General features: G+C 54.0%; 15 protein-coding genes. 8 read left to right on the top strand and 7 right to left on the bottom strand.

Annotation, left to right across the window (positions count from 1 at the left end):
- Positions 1-699: 699 nt before the first annotated feature.
- Complete coding sequence (locus ACSHSR_RS17675; protein ID WP_028779431.1) at positions 700-1,944, top strand: dicarboxylate/amino acid:cation symporter; 1,245 nt, start codon at positions 700-702, stop codon at positions 1,942-1,944.
- Between the two features lie 29 nt (positions 1,945-1,973).
- On the opposite strand, the gene ACSHSR_RS17670 is transcribed toward ACSHSR_RS17675, so the two are convergent.
- From ACSHSR_RS17670 to ACSHSR_RS17660, 3 genes are all read right to left on the bottom strand, one after another.
- Positions 1,974-2,420 carry a hypothetical protein gene (locus ACSHSR_RS17670; protein ID WP_045283010.1) on the bottom strand — a complete coding sequence of 149 codons (447 nt, stop codon included), beginning with the start codon at positions 2,418-2,420 and terminating at the stop codon, positions 1,974-1,976.
- A 435-nt stretch (positions 2,421-2,855) separates the two neighbouring features.
- Complete coding sequence (ppa, locus tag ACSHSR_RS17665; protein ID WP_044735135.1) at positions 2,856-3,383, bottom strand: inorganic diphosphatase; 528 nt, start codon at positions 3,381-3,383, stop codon at positions 2,856-2,858.
- A 207-nt stretch (positions 3,384-3,590) separates the two neighbouring features.
- Positions 3,591-4,580: a class 1 fructose-bisphosphatase gene (locus ACSHSR_RS17660; RefSeq protein ID WP_335922690.1), complete on the bottom strand. Its 990-nt coding sequence runs from the start codon at positions 4,578-4,580 to the stop codon at positions 3,591-3,593.
- Between the two features lie 183 nt (positions 4,581-4,763).
- Here ACSHSR_RS17660 and ACSHSR_RS17655 point away from each other — a divergent pair, with 183 nt between their 5' ends.
- A complete protein-coding gene (locus ACSHSR_RS17655) occupies positions 4,764-7,001 on the top strand; it encodes a S9 family peptidase (RefSeq protein ID WP_479631001.1) in 2,238 nt (745 codons plus the stop codon).
- A gap of 59 nt (positions 7,002-7,060) precedes the next feature.
- On the opposite strand, the gene ACSHSR_RS17650 is transcribed toward ACSHSR_RS17655, so the two are convergent.
- Positions 7,061-8,257 (bottom strand): cation:proton antiporter, encoded by a 1,197-nt coding sequence (locus ACSHSR_RS17650; protein WP_044735132.1) that lies wholly within the window; start codon positions 8,255-8,257, stop codon positions 7,061-7,063.
- Between the two features lie 108 nt (positions 8,258-8,365).
- On the opposite strand from ACSHSR_RS17650, the gene ACSHSR_RS17645 reads away from it, so the two are divergent.
- Positions 8,366-9,235, top strand: a complete 870-nt coding sequence (locus tag ACSHSR_RS17645; RefSeq protein WP_144166229.1) for a universal stress protein — start codon at positions 8,366-8,368, stop codon at positions 9,233-9,235.
- A gap of 12 nt (positions 9,236-9,247) precedes the next feature.
- On the opposite strand, the gene ACSHSR_RS17640 is transcribed toward ACSHSR_RS17645, so the two are convergent.
- On the bottom strand, positions 9,248-10,129 hold the full coding sequence (locus ACSHSR_RS17640; RefSeq protein ID WP_025890103.1) for a LysR family transcriptional regulator: 882 nt from the start codon (positions 10,127-10,129) through the stop codon (positions 9,248-9,250).
- Positions 10,130-10,224: 95 nt separating this feature from the next.
- Here ACSHSR_RS17640 and ACSHSR_RS17635 point away from each other — a divergent pair, with 95 nt between their 5' ends.
- Positions 10,225-10,365: a hypothetical protein gene (locus ACSHSR_RS17635; protein WP_156018842.1), complete on the top strand. Its 141-nt coding sequence runs from the start codon at positions 10,225-10,227 to the stop codon at positions 10,363-10,365.
- Between the two features lie 110 nt (positions 10,366-10,475).
- Positions 10,476-11,504: a GGDEF domain-containing protein gene (locus tag ACSHSR_RS17630; RefSeq protein ID WP_107005055.1), complete on the top strand. Its 1,029-nt coding sequence runs from the start codon at positions 10,476-10,478 to the stop codon at positions 11,502-11,504.
- Between the two features lie 9 nt (positions 11,505-11,513).
- Here the strand turns inward: ACSHSR_RS17630 and ACSHSR_RS17625 are convergent, their stop codons facing one another.
- On the bottom strand, positions 11,514-11,774 hold the full coding sequence (locus ACSHSR_RS17625; protein ID WP_025008966.1) for a DUF5062 family protein: 261 nt from the start codon (positions 11,772-11,774) through the stop codon (positions 11,514-11,516).
- A gap of 338 nt (positions 11,775-12,112) precedes the next feature.
- Between ACSHSR_RS17625 and acnA the strand changes: the two genes are divergently transcribed.
- Both acnA and ACSHSR_RS17615 read left to right on the top strand, forming a co-directional pair.
- Positions 12,113-14,785 carry an aconitate hydratase AcnA gene (gene acnA / locus ACSHSR_RS17620; RefSeq protein ID WP_221060193.1) on the top strand — a complete coding sequence of 891 codons (2,673 nt, stop codon included), beginning with the start codon at positions 12,113-12,115 and terminating at the stop codon, positions 14,783-14,785.
- Positions 14,786-14,906: 121 nt separating this feature from the next.
- Positions 14,907-15,380, top strand: coding sequence for an SPFH domain-containing protein (locus tag ACSHSR_RS17615; protein WP_025889971.1), 474 nt, complete (start codon positions 14,907-14,909; stop codon positions 15,378-15,380).
- A gap of 63 nt (positions 15,381-15,443) precedes the next feature.
- Here the strand turns inward: ACSHSR_RS17615 and ACSHSR_RS17610 are convergent, their stop codons facing one another.
- A complete protein-coding gene (locus ACSHSR_RS17610; protein WP_093982328.1) occupies positions 15,444-16,376 on the bottom strand; it encodes a LysR family transcriptional regulator in 933 nt (310 codons plus the stop codon).
- A 96-nt stretch (positions 16,377-16,472) separates the two neighbouring features.
- Here ACSHSR_RS17610 and ACSHSR_RS17605 point away from each other — a divergent pair, with 96 nt between their 5' ends.
- Positions 16,473-17,465 carry an aldo/keto reductase gene (locus ACSHSR_RS17605; RefSeq protein ID WP_221060189.1) on the top strand — a complete coding sequence of 331 codons (993 nt, stop codon included), beginning with the start codon at positions 16,473-16,475 and terminating at the stop codon, positions 17,463-17,465.
- The last annotated feature ends 66 nt before the right edge of the window (positions 17,466-17,531 follow it).

Genomic DNA, 17,531 nt, shown 5'->3' with positions numbered 1-17,531 from the left:
CACAAGGGTTACTGCCATTTTTGAGTCTATCCATCACCCGATGGCCTTTTCTTGTGGTGACCGCCTGCATCGTCAGGCGTTTTTCCTGAGCCTCTCAGGTAATATGTTGCTTGATTTGCCGGTGCGCCCCACCGGCTTTTTTTTGTCCATTTTTTAGCTAGATGACTATCTTTTCCGATAGCGCATTTATGCTTCCCCTGTCCCGTATTTGTGGTTTCCTCCTTCGCTGTTTATCTCGTATTTTTATGCGTGGTTTGCTCTGTGGCTGCTTTTGTGCCTGAAGCTGTGCAGGCAGGAAATTCCGGTTTGATGACGAAATTAACAAGCAGGATCTGCAGTAAAATAGCGGCTCGTCTAATTTGCTCACTGCCATTTCTATATTTATTGGTTTTTAATGCTTGTATATATGATTTTTTGGAGTTATTCACTGTCAGGTATTTTGTATTTGTTTGCTATTTGTTTCTGATTTGTGCTTTTGTAAACGCGCCATTCTTGAGTGAATTTATTTAATAAGTTTAAAAATTATTTAAAAACAATGTCTTCTGCATTTTATTTGACAGCTGTTGCATGTTGCCCAGGCGAGTTTTGATCATTTTGTCATTGAACTTTTGAGTAGCATGTTTCACTATCCCTTCCCAGAGCGAACAGGGAAGACAGTTGTGCATCAGGAACGATGCCGAATTGGAACGTACAATGGCGATACTCAAATCTCTTTCCGGACGGATCTTTATGGGTCTGTTCAGCGGCCTGTTGTTGGGCTCTGTGGTGCAATATGGGCTGGGCCATATCGGCTTCTTTTCCGGTACCCTGGTCGAGGTAGCCACCGCGGCAGGCACCATGTTTGTCAATATGATCATGATGCTGGTGATGCCGCTGGTGTTTGTCAGCATAGTCTGTGGTGTCTGCGAATTGCAGGATCTCAAGAGCTTCGGCCGCTTGGGCGGCAAGACTTTCAGCTTCTATATCATCAATACTCTGGTCGCCATCCTGGCGGCGGTGTGTGTGTCACTATTGCTGCAGCCCGGTGTCGGGGTTGATATGAGTGGTGGCACGGATGTGGCCATTACCGCGACTGAACTGCCCAATTTGATGAGTCTGATTGTCGGCATAGTGCCAAGCAATCCTGTCGATGCCTTTATGTCGGGCAACATGTTGCAGGTGATCTTTATGGCGCTGCTGCTGGGCGGAGTTATCAAGTCGCTGGATGAAGCCGGCAGCTCAGCTGTCAGAGGCTTTCAGGTCGCCAATAGGATCATGATGAAGCTCATTATGACTGTGATGCAGTTGGCGCCATTTGGTGTGTTTGCGCTGATGTTCAAACTGGGTGCCACCCTGGAAGCCAAAGTCTTTCTCAGTGTGCTGGGTTATATGGCGATTATTCTAACCATGTTGCTGCTGTGGATTTTCATTGTTTATCCTCTGGCTGTGGCTGTGTTCACCCCGGTCAGTGCCAAGAGTTTTCGTGCCAAGACCCAAGAGCAGATCCTTTTCTCTCTGTCGACTGCCAGCTCCAATGCCACCATCCCGGTGACCATGCGAACCTTGACCGAAAAGCTCGGGGTTAACAAAGCAGTGGCAGGGTTTGGCGTGCCTCTGGGTGCCACCATGAATATGGGCGGCGTGTCGATTTATATCACTATCGCCATCTTCTTTGTCGCCAACGCCTTTGGTCAGCCTATCTCCAGTGAACAGCTGCCAACTCTGATATTCAGTATCTTTCTGCTGTCGGTGGGCGCCGGCGGGGTTCCCGGCGGCGGTATGGTGATGATAGGTGTATTAATCCATCAACTGGGCTTACCCGTGGAAGCTTTTGCGATAGTGGCGGCGCTGGACAGAATCATAGATATGGTACTGACTTCCTGCAATGTGGTGGGCGACGCTGCAGTGCTTACCATAGTGGACCAAACAGAGAAGGTACATCAGACAGAGGCGGTTAACGCCTGATAAAGAATCCGGCCACAGGCCGGATTCTTTTATGGCTGACAGCTGGATTTGAGCTGTGCCAGACTGGTTTGGAAATCACTCATCTGGATAGCCGATGAGAAAGAGCCACCGGAACGAAACGAGATAACTTCAAGCGAAATTGGCTCACTGTGGAGCGAGGTCAGTTCGGCCCAGAGATCTTCATCGGCGCGGGCCTGGGTGGTGAGTGTCGTCAACGAGCTCACGCTGGCTAGTTGCAGGATCTCACCATCGGCGGTTCTTAACACCAAGACACTGGGATCCTGACTATAGGCATAAGACTGAGGCACCCTCACTATCAATCTCGGCTGGGGTTGTTGCACTGAGCACTGTATCTGCAGTTGAGTCGCATCCTGATGGAAGGATATCTGGTGGAAATGTTCTACATCACCTCGGCAATGAAATGCCGTCAAAGCCAACGCGCTTAGCAGAGGTGCAGACAGCAGCAACTTATTCATAGTGTCTCTTGGAAAGGTTAACTAACGGCGTCAAATTAAGTACTTTTGTCAAAAGCTTGGCGATTTTATAGCAGAGGTTGTTTTTTGGGTAATTATTATTGTTTCGTTTGCTGGTAACTTCTCATTTGTATGACTTTAGGTTTACATGCCGTACTGTATATGGCTTTTGTCTATTTATCCTGTTTGAAACTCATTGCCTGTAGTCTGGAAGTTTGGCCCTGAGAGACGGTTTTAACTAATGGCTATCAATTGGACCAAAGCTGGATGGAATAGGGCTGATGACTCGGGAGCAGCGAGCCTTGATAGGCGGGGGATTCTTCCTGGTAACCAACTTAAACCTATGCACTTAAACCCATGCACTTGAAGCTGTGAAATGCCAATAAAAAAGCCAGCAGTTGGCTGGCTTTTATGCTTACCCTCGGGTTACAGGGCCACTTAGCCTTTGTAACGCTCGGCGCTTGACAGGATTTCGGCGCGGGCGGCTTCGGCATTTTCCCAGCCATCAACTTTAACCCACTTGCCGGATTCCAGATCCTTGTAGTGTTCGAAGAACTGTTTGATCTGGGCTTTCAGCAGCTCAGGCAGATCGTTCACATCCTGGATATGACCGTATTCCTTGGAGATCTTCTCGTGTGGTACGGCAACAATCTTGGCATCTTCACCTGACTCGTCGGTCATTTTCAGTACGCCAACTGGACGGCAACGGATAACGCTGCCTGGCTGCAGTGGATACTGGGTAGGAACCAGCACGTCTACCGGATCACCATCCAGGCTCAGAGTTTGGTTCACATAGCCGTAGTTGCAAGGATAAAACATAGGCGCAGTCATCATGCGATCCACAAACAAGGCACCTGTGTCCTTGTCCACTTCATACTTGATAGGGTCGTGGTTTTGTGGGATTTCGATGATCACGTAGATGTCATCTGGCAGGGATTTGCCCGCAGGCACTGCATTTAAGCTCATGGAAGTATCCTTAGACTGTGTATAAATCTATTTCAGGTCCGGCCTGAAGTTCAGTGTGGCGCGTATTATAGCGCGATTTGACGGCTTGCCAATGAAAGGCCGCAGTCTTAAGACTAATTGCCAACAGTTCATCCCAGGCTATCTGTCTCAGGCCTTGAATTGTACCGTCAGTTCAGGGCTGCCGACCCCGGCAGCCCCAAGCGGCGTTTAGAGTTCAGGCTCGCCGCTGTAATCCTGCTGATGGTACTCGAGGCAGGTATCGACTTCATTGGCCGAGCCCAGAATGACAGCTACCCGCTGGTGAATTTGCTCCGGTTGGATGTCGAGAATGCGCTGATAACCTGTGCTGGCCTTGCCGCCGGCCTGTTCAACCAGCAGTGCCATAGGATTGGCTTCGTACATCAGTCTCAGCTTGTAGGGCTTATCCGGATTCTTGTTGTCAGTTGGGTAGGTAAAGATGCCGCCGCGGCTCAATACTCTGTGCACATCGCCCACCATGGCGGCAATCCAGCGCATGTTGAACGACTTCTCTCTCGGGCCTATTTTGCCGAGCAGCAGATCGGCAATATAGGTCTGCATCGGCGCTTCCCAGAATCTCTGGTTGGACATATTGATGGCGAACTCGGCGGTGTCTTTGGGAATGTTCACCGCTTCATTGGTCAACAGATACTCACCGCTCTCCGGGTTCAGGGTAAAGAGTTGTACCCCTTGGCCTGTGGTCAGGGCCAGCATGGTCGATGGGCCGTAGAGCACATAGGCCGCCGCCAGTTGCTCGCTGCCTTTTTTCAGGAAACTCTGCTCGCTGATCTCTCCCTCGGGTGCCGGCAGCACAGAAAAAATGGTGCCCACCAGCGAGTTGATGTCTATGTTGGAAGAGCCGTCCAGTGGGTCGAAACACACCAGAAATTCACCGCTGTCACCGACTTCAACAATATGATCTTCCTCTTCCGATGCCAGGGCGCGCACTGTGCTTTCGGCCTTGAGGGCATCTTTGAGCATTTCGTTGGTGATCACATCCAGTTTCTTTTGGGTTTCACCCTGAACGTTTTCCTGGGTGGTGGCGCCCAGCACACCGGCCAGTGCACCGTGTCTTACCGCCTGACTGATGGCGACTGAGCTTTGGGCCAGAGTGAGGAGCAATTGGGACAAGGCTGGGCTGACAGCCTGCTGTTTGAGGGTTTGGGCCAGAGTCTGCATCTTGTTTCCTTAAAAGAGGTCTGAGCTTTTTCTGGGACAGGATCATAACCGAGAACCGGCGATATTTCAGCGGCCAATTGCACGGGTTTGCCGATCCCTTGTCAATTGGGGCAGAATGAGGGCTGTTTTTTGGGCTGTGGCCGGATGCCAAAGCCCCTGTATCCTACAATTCCGGAAATAATAATGAAAAAAACTTGGATGGCTTCGGCGCTTATGGCAATACCTTTGACACTGGCCTCCGGCCAGTCTTTCGCTCTGGAGGGTGGCAAAACCCCTTTGACGGTTGAGCGTCTCTATTCTTCACCGGCACTGGCCGGTGCCAGTCCCCGAGGGCTGAAACTGTCTCCCGACGGCAAGCGGGTTACTTACCTGGCGGGCCGTAAAGACAATCAGTATTTCTACGATCTTTGGCAGATGGATGTCGCCACAGGCCAGGTCAGTTTGCTGCTGGACGCCTCCAGGCTCGAAGCCGGTGAACTTTCGGATGAAGAGAAGGCCCGCCGCGAGCGGCAGCGAGTGTATGGCCAGGGGATCATGGAATACTTCTGGGCCGACGACAGTCAGGCACTGCTGATCCCGGCGGCCGGCAAGCTCTACTACTTCAGCCTGGCCGATGCCAAGGTGACTCTGCTGCCCACTGGGGATGCCTTTGCTACAGATGCCAAACTGTCGCCTAAGGGCAATTTTGTCTCCTTTGTGGCCGAACAAAACCTCTATGTTCTCAAGCTGAAAGACCATAAGCTCACTGCGCTGACCCAGGATGGTGGCGGGGCCATCAAGAACGCCATGGCCGAGTTTGTGGCTCAGGAAGAGATGGACCGTATGACAGGTTACTGGTGGGCACCGGATGAATCGGCCATCGCCTATACCCGCATCGATGAGTCGGGTGTAGAGCTGGTGACCCGCAATGAGATCTATGCCGATGGCATCAAGCTGACCGAGCAGCGTTATCCCTATGCCGGCAAGCCCAATGTCGAGATTGCCCTGGGGGTAGTATCGCTGGCGTCCGGGAAGACCCAATGGATGGATCTCGGCAGTGAGAAAGATATCTATCTGCCGCGGGTGAAATGGCTGCCGGACAGCAAGCACTTGTCGTTCCAGTGGCAGAATCGCAGTCAGCAGCAGTTGGATCTGCGCCAGGTAGACAGCCGCGAGGGCAAAGGCGCCGTGACTCTGGTGTCCGAGCGCAGCGATGCCTGGGTTAACCTCAACCACGACCTCTATTTTCTCAAGCAGCAGCCCGGCTTTATCTGGGCATCCGAGCGTGATGGCTTCAACCATATCTACCTGTTTGATGACAAGGGCAAGGTCAAACGGCAACTGACCCGGGGAAAATGGGCGGTCGATGAGATAGAACACCTAGATGAAAAGCAGGGCTGGGTCTATTTCAGTGGCCGTAAAGACAGTGTGGTCGAGCGCCATCTGTATCGGGTCAGCCTCAATGGCGGTGAGATAGAGCGTATCAGCCAGCGTGGCGGCATGCATAACGCCGTGTTTGCCGACAAGGAATCTGTTTACCTCGACTACTTCAACAGTCTGTCGCAGCCTCCCCAGGTGAGTCTGCACAACCAAAGCGGTGAGCATCTGGCTTGGGTGGAAGAGAACTCCGTCAAGGCCGGACACCCTCTGTATGACTATGCCGGGCTGTGGCAGTTGCCCGAGTTTGGCACCCTCAAGGCCAAAGATGGCAAGGCGCTGCAATACCGCCTGTTCAAGCCGGTGAATTTCGATAGTCAGGCCAAATACCCCGTGGTGGTGCGGGTTTACGGTGGGCCTCATGCCCAGTTGGTGGTCAATAGCTGGAGTGAGCAGGATTACTACACTCAATATCTGTTGCAGCAGGGCTTTGCCGTGTTCCAGCTGGATAACCGGGGCTCGGCGCATAGAGGCACGGCCTTCGAGCAGGTAATCTACCGCCATCTTGGTGAAGCCGAAGTGGAAGATCAGAAGACAGGTGTCGATTTCCTGCGCACCCTTCCCTGGGTCAAGGCCGACAGCATTGCCATCTATGGCCACAGCTATGGCGGCTATATGGCGCTGATGAGCCTGTTCAAGGCGCCTGACTACTTCAAGGCGGCCATCAGTGGCGCCCCTGTAACCGACTGGGCCCTGTACGACACCCACTACACCGAGCGCTACCTCGGCCATCCTGACGACAACGCCCGGGGCTACGAGGCCAGCAGTGTCTTCCCCTATGTGAGCAAGTATGGTTCAGGCTTGCTGATGTATCACGGCATGGCCGATGACAATGTATTGTTCGAGAACAGCACCCGGGTATACAAGGCGCTGCAGGATGAAGGCAAGTTGTTCCGCATGATAGATTACCCCGGTTCCAAGCACTCGATGCGGGGCGATAAGGTGCGCACCCATCTGTACCGTTCGCTGACCGACTTCCTCGAGACAGAGTTGAAAGGCAACTGAGCCGGTAAGCTGAAGTTATCTGGAAGCATAAAATGCCGCTCCTCATATGGCGCGGCTTTTTATGCTTCGCCCTCCTTGGGCAACAGGCGTCTGAGCAGTAAGGGGCCGAGCAGGGTAGTGATGGCTATCACCAACACCAATTCGGTAAATACCTTGGCCGGAATGATATCCAACTGCCGCCCCACTTCTGCAAAGACCAAACCGACTTCACCTCTAGGCACCATGGCACTGCCGACTATCAGCTTTTGCCGCCAAGTGCCGCTAACCACCAAACCGGCGGCCAGCTTGCCGATAAATGCCAGCAGTATCATCGCCAGCAAGAGTAACAAGCTGTAGGGGCTGAGGTTCAACTGGCTCAAGTCGAGGCTTATCCCCACATAGACAAAAAACACAGGCGCGAACACATCGGTCAGCGGTTGCATCGATTTTTCCAGCTTGTGGGTAAAGGGGAAGGGGTTTTGCAGATACTTCTGCCAGGGCCAGATAAACTGCCTTGATAGCGCCAAACCGGCGGCAAAACCGCCGAGCAGTGCCGGAGCGCCGAAAAGGTGCGCCAGCCAGGCAAACAGGCAGATCAGTGTCAGCATAACCACGGCTTCATAGCCGGGTGTCTGGGACTGGTAGCTGAATACCCGCAGCAGATAGACCAGCATTCTGCCAAGAGGCGGCGCCAGCAGCAGAAACAGCAGCAGTAAGCCACAGAGTTTGATAATTGCCAGCGGTGCCAGTTGGCCTTCACTGGCAAAGTTGAACAGCAAACTGAGCAGTATTACCCCGGCAATATCGTCGAATACCGCCGCTCCCAGGATCAAATGACCGGCACTGGATTGTTGCTGGCCACTGTCGCTTAGCACCCTGAGGGAGATGCCTATGCTGGTAGCCGTCAGGGTACAGCCGTAGAAGAGGGCGGCAAACAGCGACAGCTCCAGCCAGTAAAAGGCGGCCAGGCCGGTGAGCAGCAGCGGCACCACTATGCCGATAATGGCCACCGCTGCCACCTGGCGCCCGGCGCTGTAGAGGCGTTTTATCGAGGTTTCGGCGCCGATGGAAAACAGCAGCAGTATCACCCCGAGTTCGGCGATATTTGCCAGCACCTGGGTCGGTTCCAGCCAGCCGAGCACTGAAGGGCCCAGCAACAAGCCTGCACCTATTTCCCCCACCACCGGCGGCCAACCGATACGGTTACAGCACTCTCCCAGCACCCGGGAGAACAGCAAGATCAGGAACAAGGCGATCAACAGGCTATCTATCGACATTGAGTATCCCCCATAGGTGCAATTGTTGATCGGGATCAGTATGGTTTATTCTGCATCAGATTAGAGTCTAAAAAATAGCCGATTACCAGAAAAATCCGGAGAAAACAAATGGGTAAGCTTTTTATCATCGAACAACATGAAGAGGCTAACACTGATGCGATTGCCAAGGGACTGGAAGTAGCGGAACTACTAGGTAAGCAACCACAGGTATTTGCTTATTGCTACGAATATTTTTCCGGTGATGATTATTATAGCCCACGGCTTGCCGGGGCCGCCCAGCAGCGGCTGATGAAGGAGAAGCAAGCCGAGGTGTCGGCTCATCTCAAGGAGTTGGATGCCGAAGATGTACCGCTGCATATCATCTGGAGCAAGTATCTCTACGAGCATGTCAGCAACCATGCCGGCCGCTATGGTTTTGATATGGTGGTCAAGACAGTTCACCAGAGCGAGCACTTTCTGCCGACCGACTGGCATCTTATTCGCAGTACCAAGGTGCCCTTGATGCTGCTCAGTGACAATCCGATCAAGAAGGCGTCAAGTATTCTGATGGCGGTGGATCTCGATGCCAGAAGCCAGCAAAAACAGCGCCTCAACCAACTGGTGTTGCAACATGGTCGCCAGTTGGCCGAGGCCAGCGGTGCCAAGTTGCATCTGGCGCATATCATCCGGGTACCCAAGGTGATCCGCGATCTCGAGGTGCTCAACCTGCATGAAATGGTCAAGTCGGCCTGGCGTAAGCATCAGGCCATGCTGGACCAGACCGGGCTTCCCAAAGAGCAGATCCATATCATTGCCGGCGATCCGGATCTTTGTCTGTATCAGTTGTCCTGCAGGCTCAAGAGCGACTATCTGGTGATAGGTGCTCGTCAGCGCCAGGGCTTGATGGGACGGGTGATAGGCAATACCGCCGAGCAGATCTTGCGGCGCGTGCGCAGCAATGTGCTGGTGATCCCAACCGATGAGGAACAGGCAAGCTGATAGCTTGCCTGCTCACAAGCCCTTTTGGCTGAGGGCAACCAAGGCCTCGGCGGCCGGGGTCAAGGGTAGGTTATTACGCCAAATCAGCCCCAGCTGCCAGGTGATTTCACTCGCCATGGGCCGATAGCTGAGGGTTTGCTCGCCGAGCTTGTCGCAGATGGGCTCCGGCAGTAGCGCCAGCCCCATTCCGGCCTGTACCATGGCGCCGAGAAAGTCCCATTGACCACTGCGAAAAGCGATATTCAACGTGACCCCGGCTTCGCGGCTCAGGCGGGTCAATAATTTTGCCAGTGAAAAGTCCTCGTTGTAGAGAATGAAAGGATACTCGGCCAGATCCCGCCATTCTATCGCCTGCTTGCTGGTCAGTGGGTGACCTACCGGCAGGCAGACCTTCAGCGGATAACCCTGCAGCGGCGATGAAGATAGCTGCTCTCCATGGGTGGCCGGCAGCGCCGTGAAGGCGATGTCCAGAGTGTCGGCCAGCAGTGCCTGCTCGCAACCAAAACCACCGTATTCATGCATCTGCAACTCGACCGCCGGATAGGTGCGGCGAAACTCGGTTAACAGATCTATGGTCAGACTGCTCATCATGGGGCAGACCCCGAGGCGCAGGTGGCCGGATTTGAGACCACTCAAGTTACTCAAGTCCTGCTCCATTCTGTGCCATTGACCTATTATCTGGCAGGCGCTGGCATGGAATATCTCTCCGGCCTGAGTGAGCTCTACCTTCTGATTGCTGCGGATCAAGAGCTGTTGATCCAGGGATTCCTCCAGACGTTGGATCATCTTGCTCAATGTCGGCTGAGTCAGGTACAGCTGCTCGGCGGCGCGGGTAAAGTTGCCGGTTTCCACCAGGGTCAGAAAGCAGTGTAAGGTCTTGATAGGTACGTTCATGCTTATTTGGAATTCTCGCTATGGAATTAATTCATTTTACTAATAGTCATGGCGGCGTTAATTTGATCAGCGTCCCAAGTAAAGAGGAAAAATCGATGAAAGCCTATCAAGGTTTGTGGGTCAGCTCTCTGTGGCAAACCGCCACTGAAACTCAGGAACACAAGGCCAAGCCTGCCAAAGCCAAGTCCCAGAGTTTTTGGAAGCTGATGTTCCACAAAAAAGCCAAAGCAGTCTAAAGTTACCCGGCCCGTGCCGGGTTTCTTTTATCCCGCCAATACCTCTTCCTTTGTTTTGCCCTGTTGGCCCTTTGGGTTAGTATTTGCCTGATTAATTCAAGGGGAAGCTTGTGGATCTCAGCCAGATATGGACGGACGAATCCGAGTACCGTCGGGTTGCGCTCAAAGTCAGCGCATGGACTATTTTTTGCCTCGGGGTACTGTTCAGTGGCTTTAACTGGTATATGGGGTTGCCATTACTGTCTTTGATGGAACTGGCCATGGCCGGTTTCTGTCTGTTGTTGCTCTACCGTTTGCCCACAACCTCCAGGCTGAAAGAGTGGTCGTTATGCTTTCTGTCTTTGCTCTTTTTCATCGTGCTGCTGGGAATTTGGCAGGCGCGCTTGAGCTCAATTCTCTATAGCTGGTTATTTATCTTTCCGCTGCTTTCTTATCTGCTGCTGGGGAAACGTTGGGGCGTGGGTTTCAACGCGGTATTTATCTTTGGTGGTATGAGTTTATTGCTGCTACGGCTGGTTATGCTGGAGTCGGAGCTGCATTTTTCCCTATTTATCAATGTGGGTCTGTGTCTGTCTACTTTGTGGATCATGAGTCATGTGTTTGAGAGCAAGCGGGCCGAAATGGTTGAACGTTTGCAACTGATGGCGGCGCTGGATCCACTGACCTCTGTCTACAACCGCTTGCATCTGGAACCGGTATTCAATCTACTGCAGCAACAGATAACGGGGCGTTTGGCACTCTTGCTGGTGGATGTCGATCATTTCAAGCAGATTAACGACAATTTGGGCCATGATGCCGGCGACAGGGTGTTGCAGCAGTTGGCGCGGCTACTGCAGGAGTTTGTGCCATCCCCTGAGCATGTTTTTCGCGTCGGCGGTGAAGAGTTTTGTCTCTTGCTGCCGGTAGCGGACATGGCCGAGGCGCAGAGGCAGGCGGAGTCTGTCAGAGCGGCGGCTGAGTCTCTGCCCCTGGACTTGGCCACAGCACAGGGCCTAAGCGTCAGTATTGGCATAGCCTTGTCACCAGAGCCGAGCTCCAGGCTAAAACCTGAGCTGCGCCAGGTGTATCGTCAGGCCGATGAGCGCCTGTATCAGGCCAAGCTCAATGGCCGTAACCGAATCGAACCGCCGCAGTCCTGAGTGCTGCGGCTACTGTAGCAGTGGATGCTCCTTGGGCAACTTGCCGCTGATCCACATTACCAACCTATGTTTCATATTGGGGCCATCTTCCTTATCCGATGGCAATGGCCCTATCAGTTTATCCTGCACCAAGAGACGATAGACGCACTCGACTTTCTCTTTCTCCGGCACCTTGTCCCCAAGCGGGGCAAAGCCACGCTTGAGCGAGTATCCCAAACCTATCTCCAACGCCAGTTTCAACAGAGCCGCTTCATTCTTGTGTTTCTTCATCTGTATCGCTCCCAGCTTGTGCCTGCTCCTAAGCTAACGCAAAGTGACTGAGATTACACTTAAAAATCCTTCGACAGCCTCAGGTGCCCTTGTACCTTATTTGAGCATACTTTAAGCTGGTCGTTGGAACGACAAGGATTAATACCATTCCCGATAGAAGGTGGATTTTCCAACAAGCTTCCCTGAGGCGTGTTGAAAAGGTGCTTGTACGGCGCAGGCCAATGTCGATTTATCCCGATGAACTTTCCATTGTCCTACTTGCCTCCATACCTTTTCATTCTCGCTCGGTGAGCCAGCTTCTGCACGGAATGGCGTACCTCAACGTAGGGAGAGAAGTGATGTCCAAAGTCAAATATCAAGCCAAGGCGCAACGCACCTTGACCGTCAAAAACACCTCATTCCAATACTACAGCCTCAATGAAGGGCCCTTGGCGGAAATTGCCGAGGTTGCCGCATTACCCAAGAGTTGCAAGGTGCTGCTGGAAAACATTCTGCGGCATCTGGATACCGACCACTGTGATATCGACGATCTGCAGGCGCTTGCCAAGGGCCGCGGCCGCGGCAGCCAGCAGGAGATCGCCTACCATCCGGCGCGGGTATTAATGCAGGATTTTACCGGCGTCCCTGCGATAGTCGACCTGGCCGCCATGCGGGCGGCGCTGGTGGCCAAAGGGCGTGATCCGCAAAAGATCAATCCACTGTCCAAGGTGGATCTGGTGATTGACCACTCGGTCAGCATCGACAAGTTCGCCAATCCGGATGCCTATCGGGACAATGTGGCGATTGAGATGCAGCGCAACTTCGAGCGTTATCAATTTCTTAAGTGGGGCCAGGGCGCCTTCGATAACTTCTCCGTGGTGCCACCGGGTACCGGTATTTGCCATCAGGTAAACCTCGAGTATCTGGCCAAAGGTGTCTGGCAGGGGCTTGGCGAAGAAGGAGCCACTTGGGTCTATCCAGATACACTGGTGGGCACTGACAGCCACACCACTATGATCAACGCCTTGGGGGTACTTGGCTGGGGTGTCGGGGGTATCGAAGCCGAAGCGGCCATGTTGGGGCAACCCATCTCAATGCAGATCCCGGATGTGGTGGGGTTCGAGCTCAAGGGGCAGCTCAGTGAAGGCATTACTGCCACCGACCTGGTGCTCAGAGTCGTGGAGATGCTGCGCCGCCAGGGGGTAGTGGGTAAATTTGTCGAATTCTATGGTGATGGCCTGGATCAGCTGCCGCTGGCCGACCGAGCCACCATTGCCAATATGGCACCGGAATATGGTGCAACCTGTGGCTTCTTCCCGGTGGATGCGCAGACACTGGAGTATCTGCGCCTCAGTGGCCGAGATGAACAGACGGTTGCTTTGGTGGAGGCTTACACCAAGGCGCAAGGGCTGTGGCGAGAGACTGGCGATAGCGCCCCCGAGTTTGCCGATACCCTGAGCCTGGATCTTGCCAGTGTTGAACCCAGCCTGGCCGGGCCCAAGCGGCCCCAGGACAGAGTCGCCGTCAGTCAGCTCAAGCAGGCGGCCGAAGATGCCATTCGTCTCTCGGGGCGCAGCGAGCTTGAGCAGGCGTTTGTACTCGAAGGCAGCGAGCTTGCCATGCACCATGGCGATCTGGTGATTGCCGCCATTACCAGTTGTACCAATACTTCCAACCCGGCGGTGATGCTGGCAGCCGGGTTGCTGGCACAAAAGGCGGTGGAGCTGGGGTTGGAGCGCAAGCCCTGGGTCAAGACTTCGTTGGCCCCAGGCTCCAAGGTGGTGACTCAGTATCTGCAACAGGCCGGATTGCAAACGGCGCTCGATAGCCTGGGCTTTAACCTGGTAGGTTATGGTTGCACTACCTGTATAGGTAACTCGGGCCCCTTGCCGGAGGCGGTCACCAAGGCGGTCAGCGAACAGAAGATCCATGTGGGTTCAGTGCTTTCCGGTAACCGTAACTTCGAAGGGCGGATCCACCCCTTGGTGGAGTCCAACTGGCTTTGCTCGCCTCCTCTGGTGGTAGCCTATGCGTTGGCGGGAACCAGTCGTATCGATCTCAGTCGCGATCCCATAGGCAAAGGCCGCGATGGTAAAGCGGTTTTCCTTAAAGACATTTGGCCTAGCAATGCCGAGATAGCCGCCGTAATGGGCAAGGTGAGTCGCAGCCTGTTCCAGCAGCAGTATGCCGATGTGTTTCATGGCGATGATGCCTGGCGCGCTATCGACTCGGGCTCGGACAAAACCTATGCCTTCGATCCCGCCTCCACCTATATTCAGTTACCGCCCTTCTTCGAAGCCGAATACGGCGGTAATGCGGATGACATTAAGGGGGCCGCGATTCTGGCGCTATTGGGAGACTCTGTCACCACAGATCATATCTCCCCGGCCGGGGTGATCCCCAAAAACAGTCCGGCAGCCGATTATCTGCGCGGTCATGGTGTAGCTGACAAGGACTTCAACTCCTACGGTTCACGCCGCGGGAATCACGAGGTGATGATGCGCGGTACCTTCGGTAATATCCGTATCCGCAATGAGATGGTGCCCGGTCATGAAGGCGGTGTTACCCGGATGCAGGGCGAATCTGAGGTGCGCTTTATCTATGACGCTGCCATGGCCTATCGCGCCAGAAAGCAGGCGAGTGTGGTTATTGCCGGTAAAGAATATGGTACAGGTTCCAGCCGTGACTGGGCCGCCAAGGGTACGCTGCTGCTCGGGGTCAAGGCGGTCATAGTGGAGAGCTTTGAGCGTATTCACCGCTCCAACTTGGTGGGTATGGGCGTGCTGCCATTGCAGTTTCTGCCCGGGGAAACCCGTCAGACTCTGGGCCTGACTGGAGATGAGACAGTGGATATTCTCGGCTTGGATGGCGAGCTTAAGCCAAACCAGAAGCTGCAGGCGCAGATCCATTATCCCAATGGAGAGTCCAAAACCATAGCGCTGCTCAGCCGCCTGGATACCGGCATGGAGGTTGCCTACTACCGTGCCGGCGGTGTGCTGACGTATGTGCTGGAGCGTTTGGCCGCCGAATAGCCCAGCTGCTTCAGGCAAAAACCGCGCCTTTGGGGTGCGGTTTTTTATTGGGAAAAGCCAAGTGGTGCCACAGCGCTCCATGTTTTAAAATGCCGCATAATCTCAAGTGGCAGGAGCGCCCATGTACCAAAACAAACAAGCCGTAGCCCTCGGCAGCCTGGCTCTGATGACAGCCGTTGCCATACTACTGATCTTACTGGCCTTTTGGGCCTGGCCTAAATACAAGGTCTATAAGCTGGAGCTGGACGGCATCGCCGCTTTGAAGGAAGCAGAGTGGAGCAAGCAGATCCTGATTGAGGAAGCCAAGGCTCGGGAACAGGCGGCCCTGATGCAGGCCAAGGCCAAAGTCACCCTGGCTGAAGCGGAAGGACGGGCAATGATCGCCAGAGCCAAGGCCGAAGGGCAGGCCGATATCGAGCGCGCCAAGGCGGCTGCCGAGGCCAACAAGATTATCGGCGAGTCACTCAAGGGCAATGAAGCCTACCTGCGTTACGTGTGGATCAAGGGGCTGCAGGAAGGCAAGGGCGAGCGTATCTATATTCCAACCGAGGCCGGCTTGCCTTTGCTGGAAGCGGGAAAAGCCCCCGGGAAATAGCCTGTTGCCCGGCAAGCCGGTCGTTACTCGAGTCTGAGTGCGGTTTAGCTGAACTGAGGCAAATCAGTTGTCCCAGGTTAGCGGTACCGAGTCGGCCTCATGTGGTAACTTGTCACCGAAGCGTTGCACCAGCCAGTCGATAAACAGCTTCAGTCTGTGGCTGGGGTGGCGTTTGCGTGGATAGATAAGCGACAGTGGCATGGCTTGCGGCGGATACTGCTGTAACACTGGCACCAGAGCGCCACTTTGCAAATGTGGCGCTATACCATAAGTGGGTACCTGGATAAGACCAAAGCCTGCCAATCCGGCGGCAATATAGGCATCTGTGCCATTGGTTCTTATGCTTTGGGGCAAGGTGTATTGATGGTATTTCCCCTCTTGCCTGAACTCCAGCGGCTCGATACGACCACTTGCGGGCAACAGATAGCCCACCATCTTGTGGTTACTGAGTTTCGAAGGTGTTTGCGGAACTCCGAAGCGCGCCAGATAATCCGGGCTTGCCAGCGTGACTATCTCAAAGCTTCCCAAACTTCTGGCAATAAGGTTGCTGTCCTCCAGTGTGCCGGCCCGCAGTGCCAGATCGACCCCTTCACCTATGATATCTATGCGCGGATCCGAAACGCCAAGCTCCAGCTCTATGTCCGGATAACATTGATGAAATTCCGGTAAGGCCGGCAAGATAAGCAATCGGGCGAGTCTGGCGGGCATGTTGATCCTAAGTAGCCCCGCCGGGCAGCTTTCTTTGGCAAATAGGCCCTGAAGATCGTCCCAGTCTGCCAGCAACGCCGAGGCCTTATCCAACACCTGTTCGCCCTGCTCGGTCAACCTGACCTGTCGTGTGGTGCGTACCAGCAACTGTACCTTGAGTTGCTGCTCCAACCGCTGCACCGCCTGGGTTACGGTCGAGCGTGGTAGATTGAGTAAATTGGCGGCCTTGGTGAAACTTCGCGTCTCGGCGACCCGGCGAAAGATATTCAGGGTTTGCAGTCTATCCATGATTGTTCGTAATTTTGGAATACACTGGCTGTTATAGCGTTATTTATCCCAAAGGTAAAAACAAAGATGCTGTTGGCTGTTCAATGGAGGTAACAGATGAAAACACGAAAACTGGGTAGCAAGGGACCGGAAGTATCGGCGCTGGCGCTGGGATGCATGGGCATGAGCGAGTTTTACGGTCCGGCCAGTGATGCAGAGTCCTTGGCAACGCTGGATCTGGCGCTGGAGCGCGGCGTCAACTTTTGGGATACCGCCGATGTTTACGGACCTTTTCGCAATGAAGAACTGTTGGCTCAAGCGCTCAAAGGCCGTAGGCAGCAGATCTTTCTTGCCAGTAAATTTGGCATAGTCAGGGATGAAGCAGATGTGCACAAGCGCGGCGTCAACGGTCGCCCCGAGTATGTCCGCCGCTCTGTGGAAGCCAGCCTCAAGCGGTTGGGGACAGATTATATCGATCTCTATTACCAGCACAGAATGGATCCCGAGGTACCGATAGAGGAAACTGTCGGTGCCATGGCCGAGTTGGTGCAGCAGGGCAAGGTGCGCTATCTGGGCTTGAGTGAAGTGGACAGCGACAGGCTGCGCCGCGCCCACAAGGTGCATCCCATTACAGCGGTGCAGAGCGAATATTCTCTCTGGAGCCGGGATCCTGAAAGCAAGGTATTGCCGCTTTGCCAAGAGCTGGGAATAGGTTTTGTTGCCTACAGCCCTCTGGGGAGAGGCTTTCTCAGTGGTGCTATTCGCAGCATAGACGACCTTGCTGCCGATGATTTCAGGCGATCTCATCCCAGATTTCAGGGGGAGAACTTTGAACGTAATCTGGCGCTGGTGGATGCCATCAAGGCACTGGCTGAAAGCCGAGGTTGCAGTTCGTCACAGTTGGCGCTGGCATGGCTGCTCAGCCGCAATGAGCATCTGATCCCTCTGTTTGGCACCAAACGGCGGCGTTATCTTGAGGATAATATTCAGGCTTGCGCTCTGACTCTGGGCCGAGACGAGCTGGCGGCCATCGAAGAGGCGTTTCCCATCACAGCAGTAGCTGGGAGCCGTTATGGCGCACAGATGATGCCGCTGTTACCCAATGAGTAGTGGGGTTAACTTGAAGGGAGCTTTACACAAGTTCAATTGTGCCTAACCCTTAACCATAGGTCAGGG

Source organism: Shewanella sp. VK101 (assembly GCF_056497865.1).
The sequence above is the reverse complement of the archived record's forward strand: the minus strand, read 5'-3'. Positions and strand labels throughout refer to the sequence as shown.

Excerpts from the sequence above, each read along its gene's own strand:
- ACSHSR_RS17610 (WP_093982328.1), bottom strand. The coding sequence starts at position 16,376 with ATGGATAGACTGCAAACCCTGAATATCTTTCGCCGGGTCGCCGAGACG.
- ACSHSR_RS17605 (WP_221060189.1), top strand. The coding sequence starts at position 16,473 with ATGAAAACACGAAAACTGGGTAGCAAGGGACCGGAAGTATCGGCGCTG.
- ACSHSR_RS17645 (WP_144166229.1), top strand. The coding sequence starts at position 8,366 with ATGGGTAAGCTTTTTATCATCGAACAACATGAAGAGGCTAACACTGAT.
- ACSHSR_RS17670 (WP_045283010.1), bottom strand. The coding sequence starts at position 2,420 with ATGAATAAGTTGCTGCTGTCTGCACCTCTGCTAAGCGCGTTGGCTTTG.
- ACSHSR_RS17655 (WP_479631001.1), top strand. The coding sequence starts at position 4,764 with ATGAAAAAAACTTGGATGGCTTCGGCGCTTATGGCAATACCTTTGACA.
- ACSHSR_RS17635 (WP_156018842.1), top strand. The coding sequence starts at position 10,225 with ATGAAAGCCTATCAAGGTTTGTGGGTCAGCTCTCTGTGGCAAACCGCC.
- ppa (WP_044735135.1), bottom strand. The coding sequence starts at position 3,383 with ATGAGCTTAAATGCAGTGCCTGCGGGCAAATCCCTGCCAGATGACATC.
- ACSHSR_RS17625 (WP_025008966.1), bottom strand. The coding sequence starts at position 11,774 with ATGAAGAAACACAAGAATGAAGCGGCTCTGTTGAAACTGGCGTTGGAG.
- acnA (WP_221060193.1), top strand. The coding sequence starts at position 12,113 with ATGTCCAAAGTCAAATATCAAGCCAAGGCGCAACGCACCTTGACCGTC.
- ACSHSR_RS17615 (WP_025889971.1), top strand. The coding sequence starts at position 14,907 with ATGTACCAAAACAAACAAGCCGTAGCCCTCGGCAGCCTGGCTCTGATG.
- ACSHSR_RS17660 (WP_335922690.1), bottom strand. The coding sequence starts at position 4,580 with ATGCAGACTCTGGCCCAAACCCTCAAACAGCAGGCTGTCAGCCCAGCC.
- ACSHSR_RS17640 (WP_025890103.1), bottom strand. The coding sequence starts at position 10,129 with ATGAACGTACCTATCAAGACCTTACACTGCTTTCTGACCCTGGTGGAA.
- ACSHSR_RS17650 (WP_044735132.1), bottom strand. The coding sequence starts at position 8,257 with ATGTCGATAGATAGCCTGTTGATCGCCTTGTTCCTGATCTTGCTGTTC.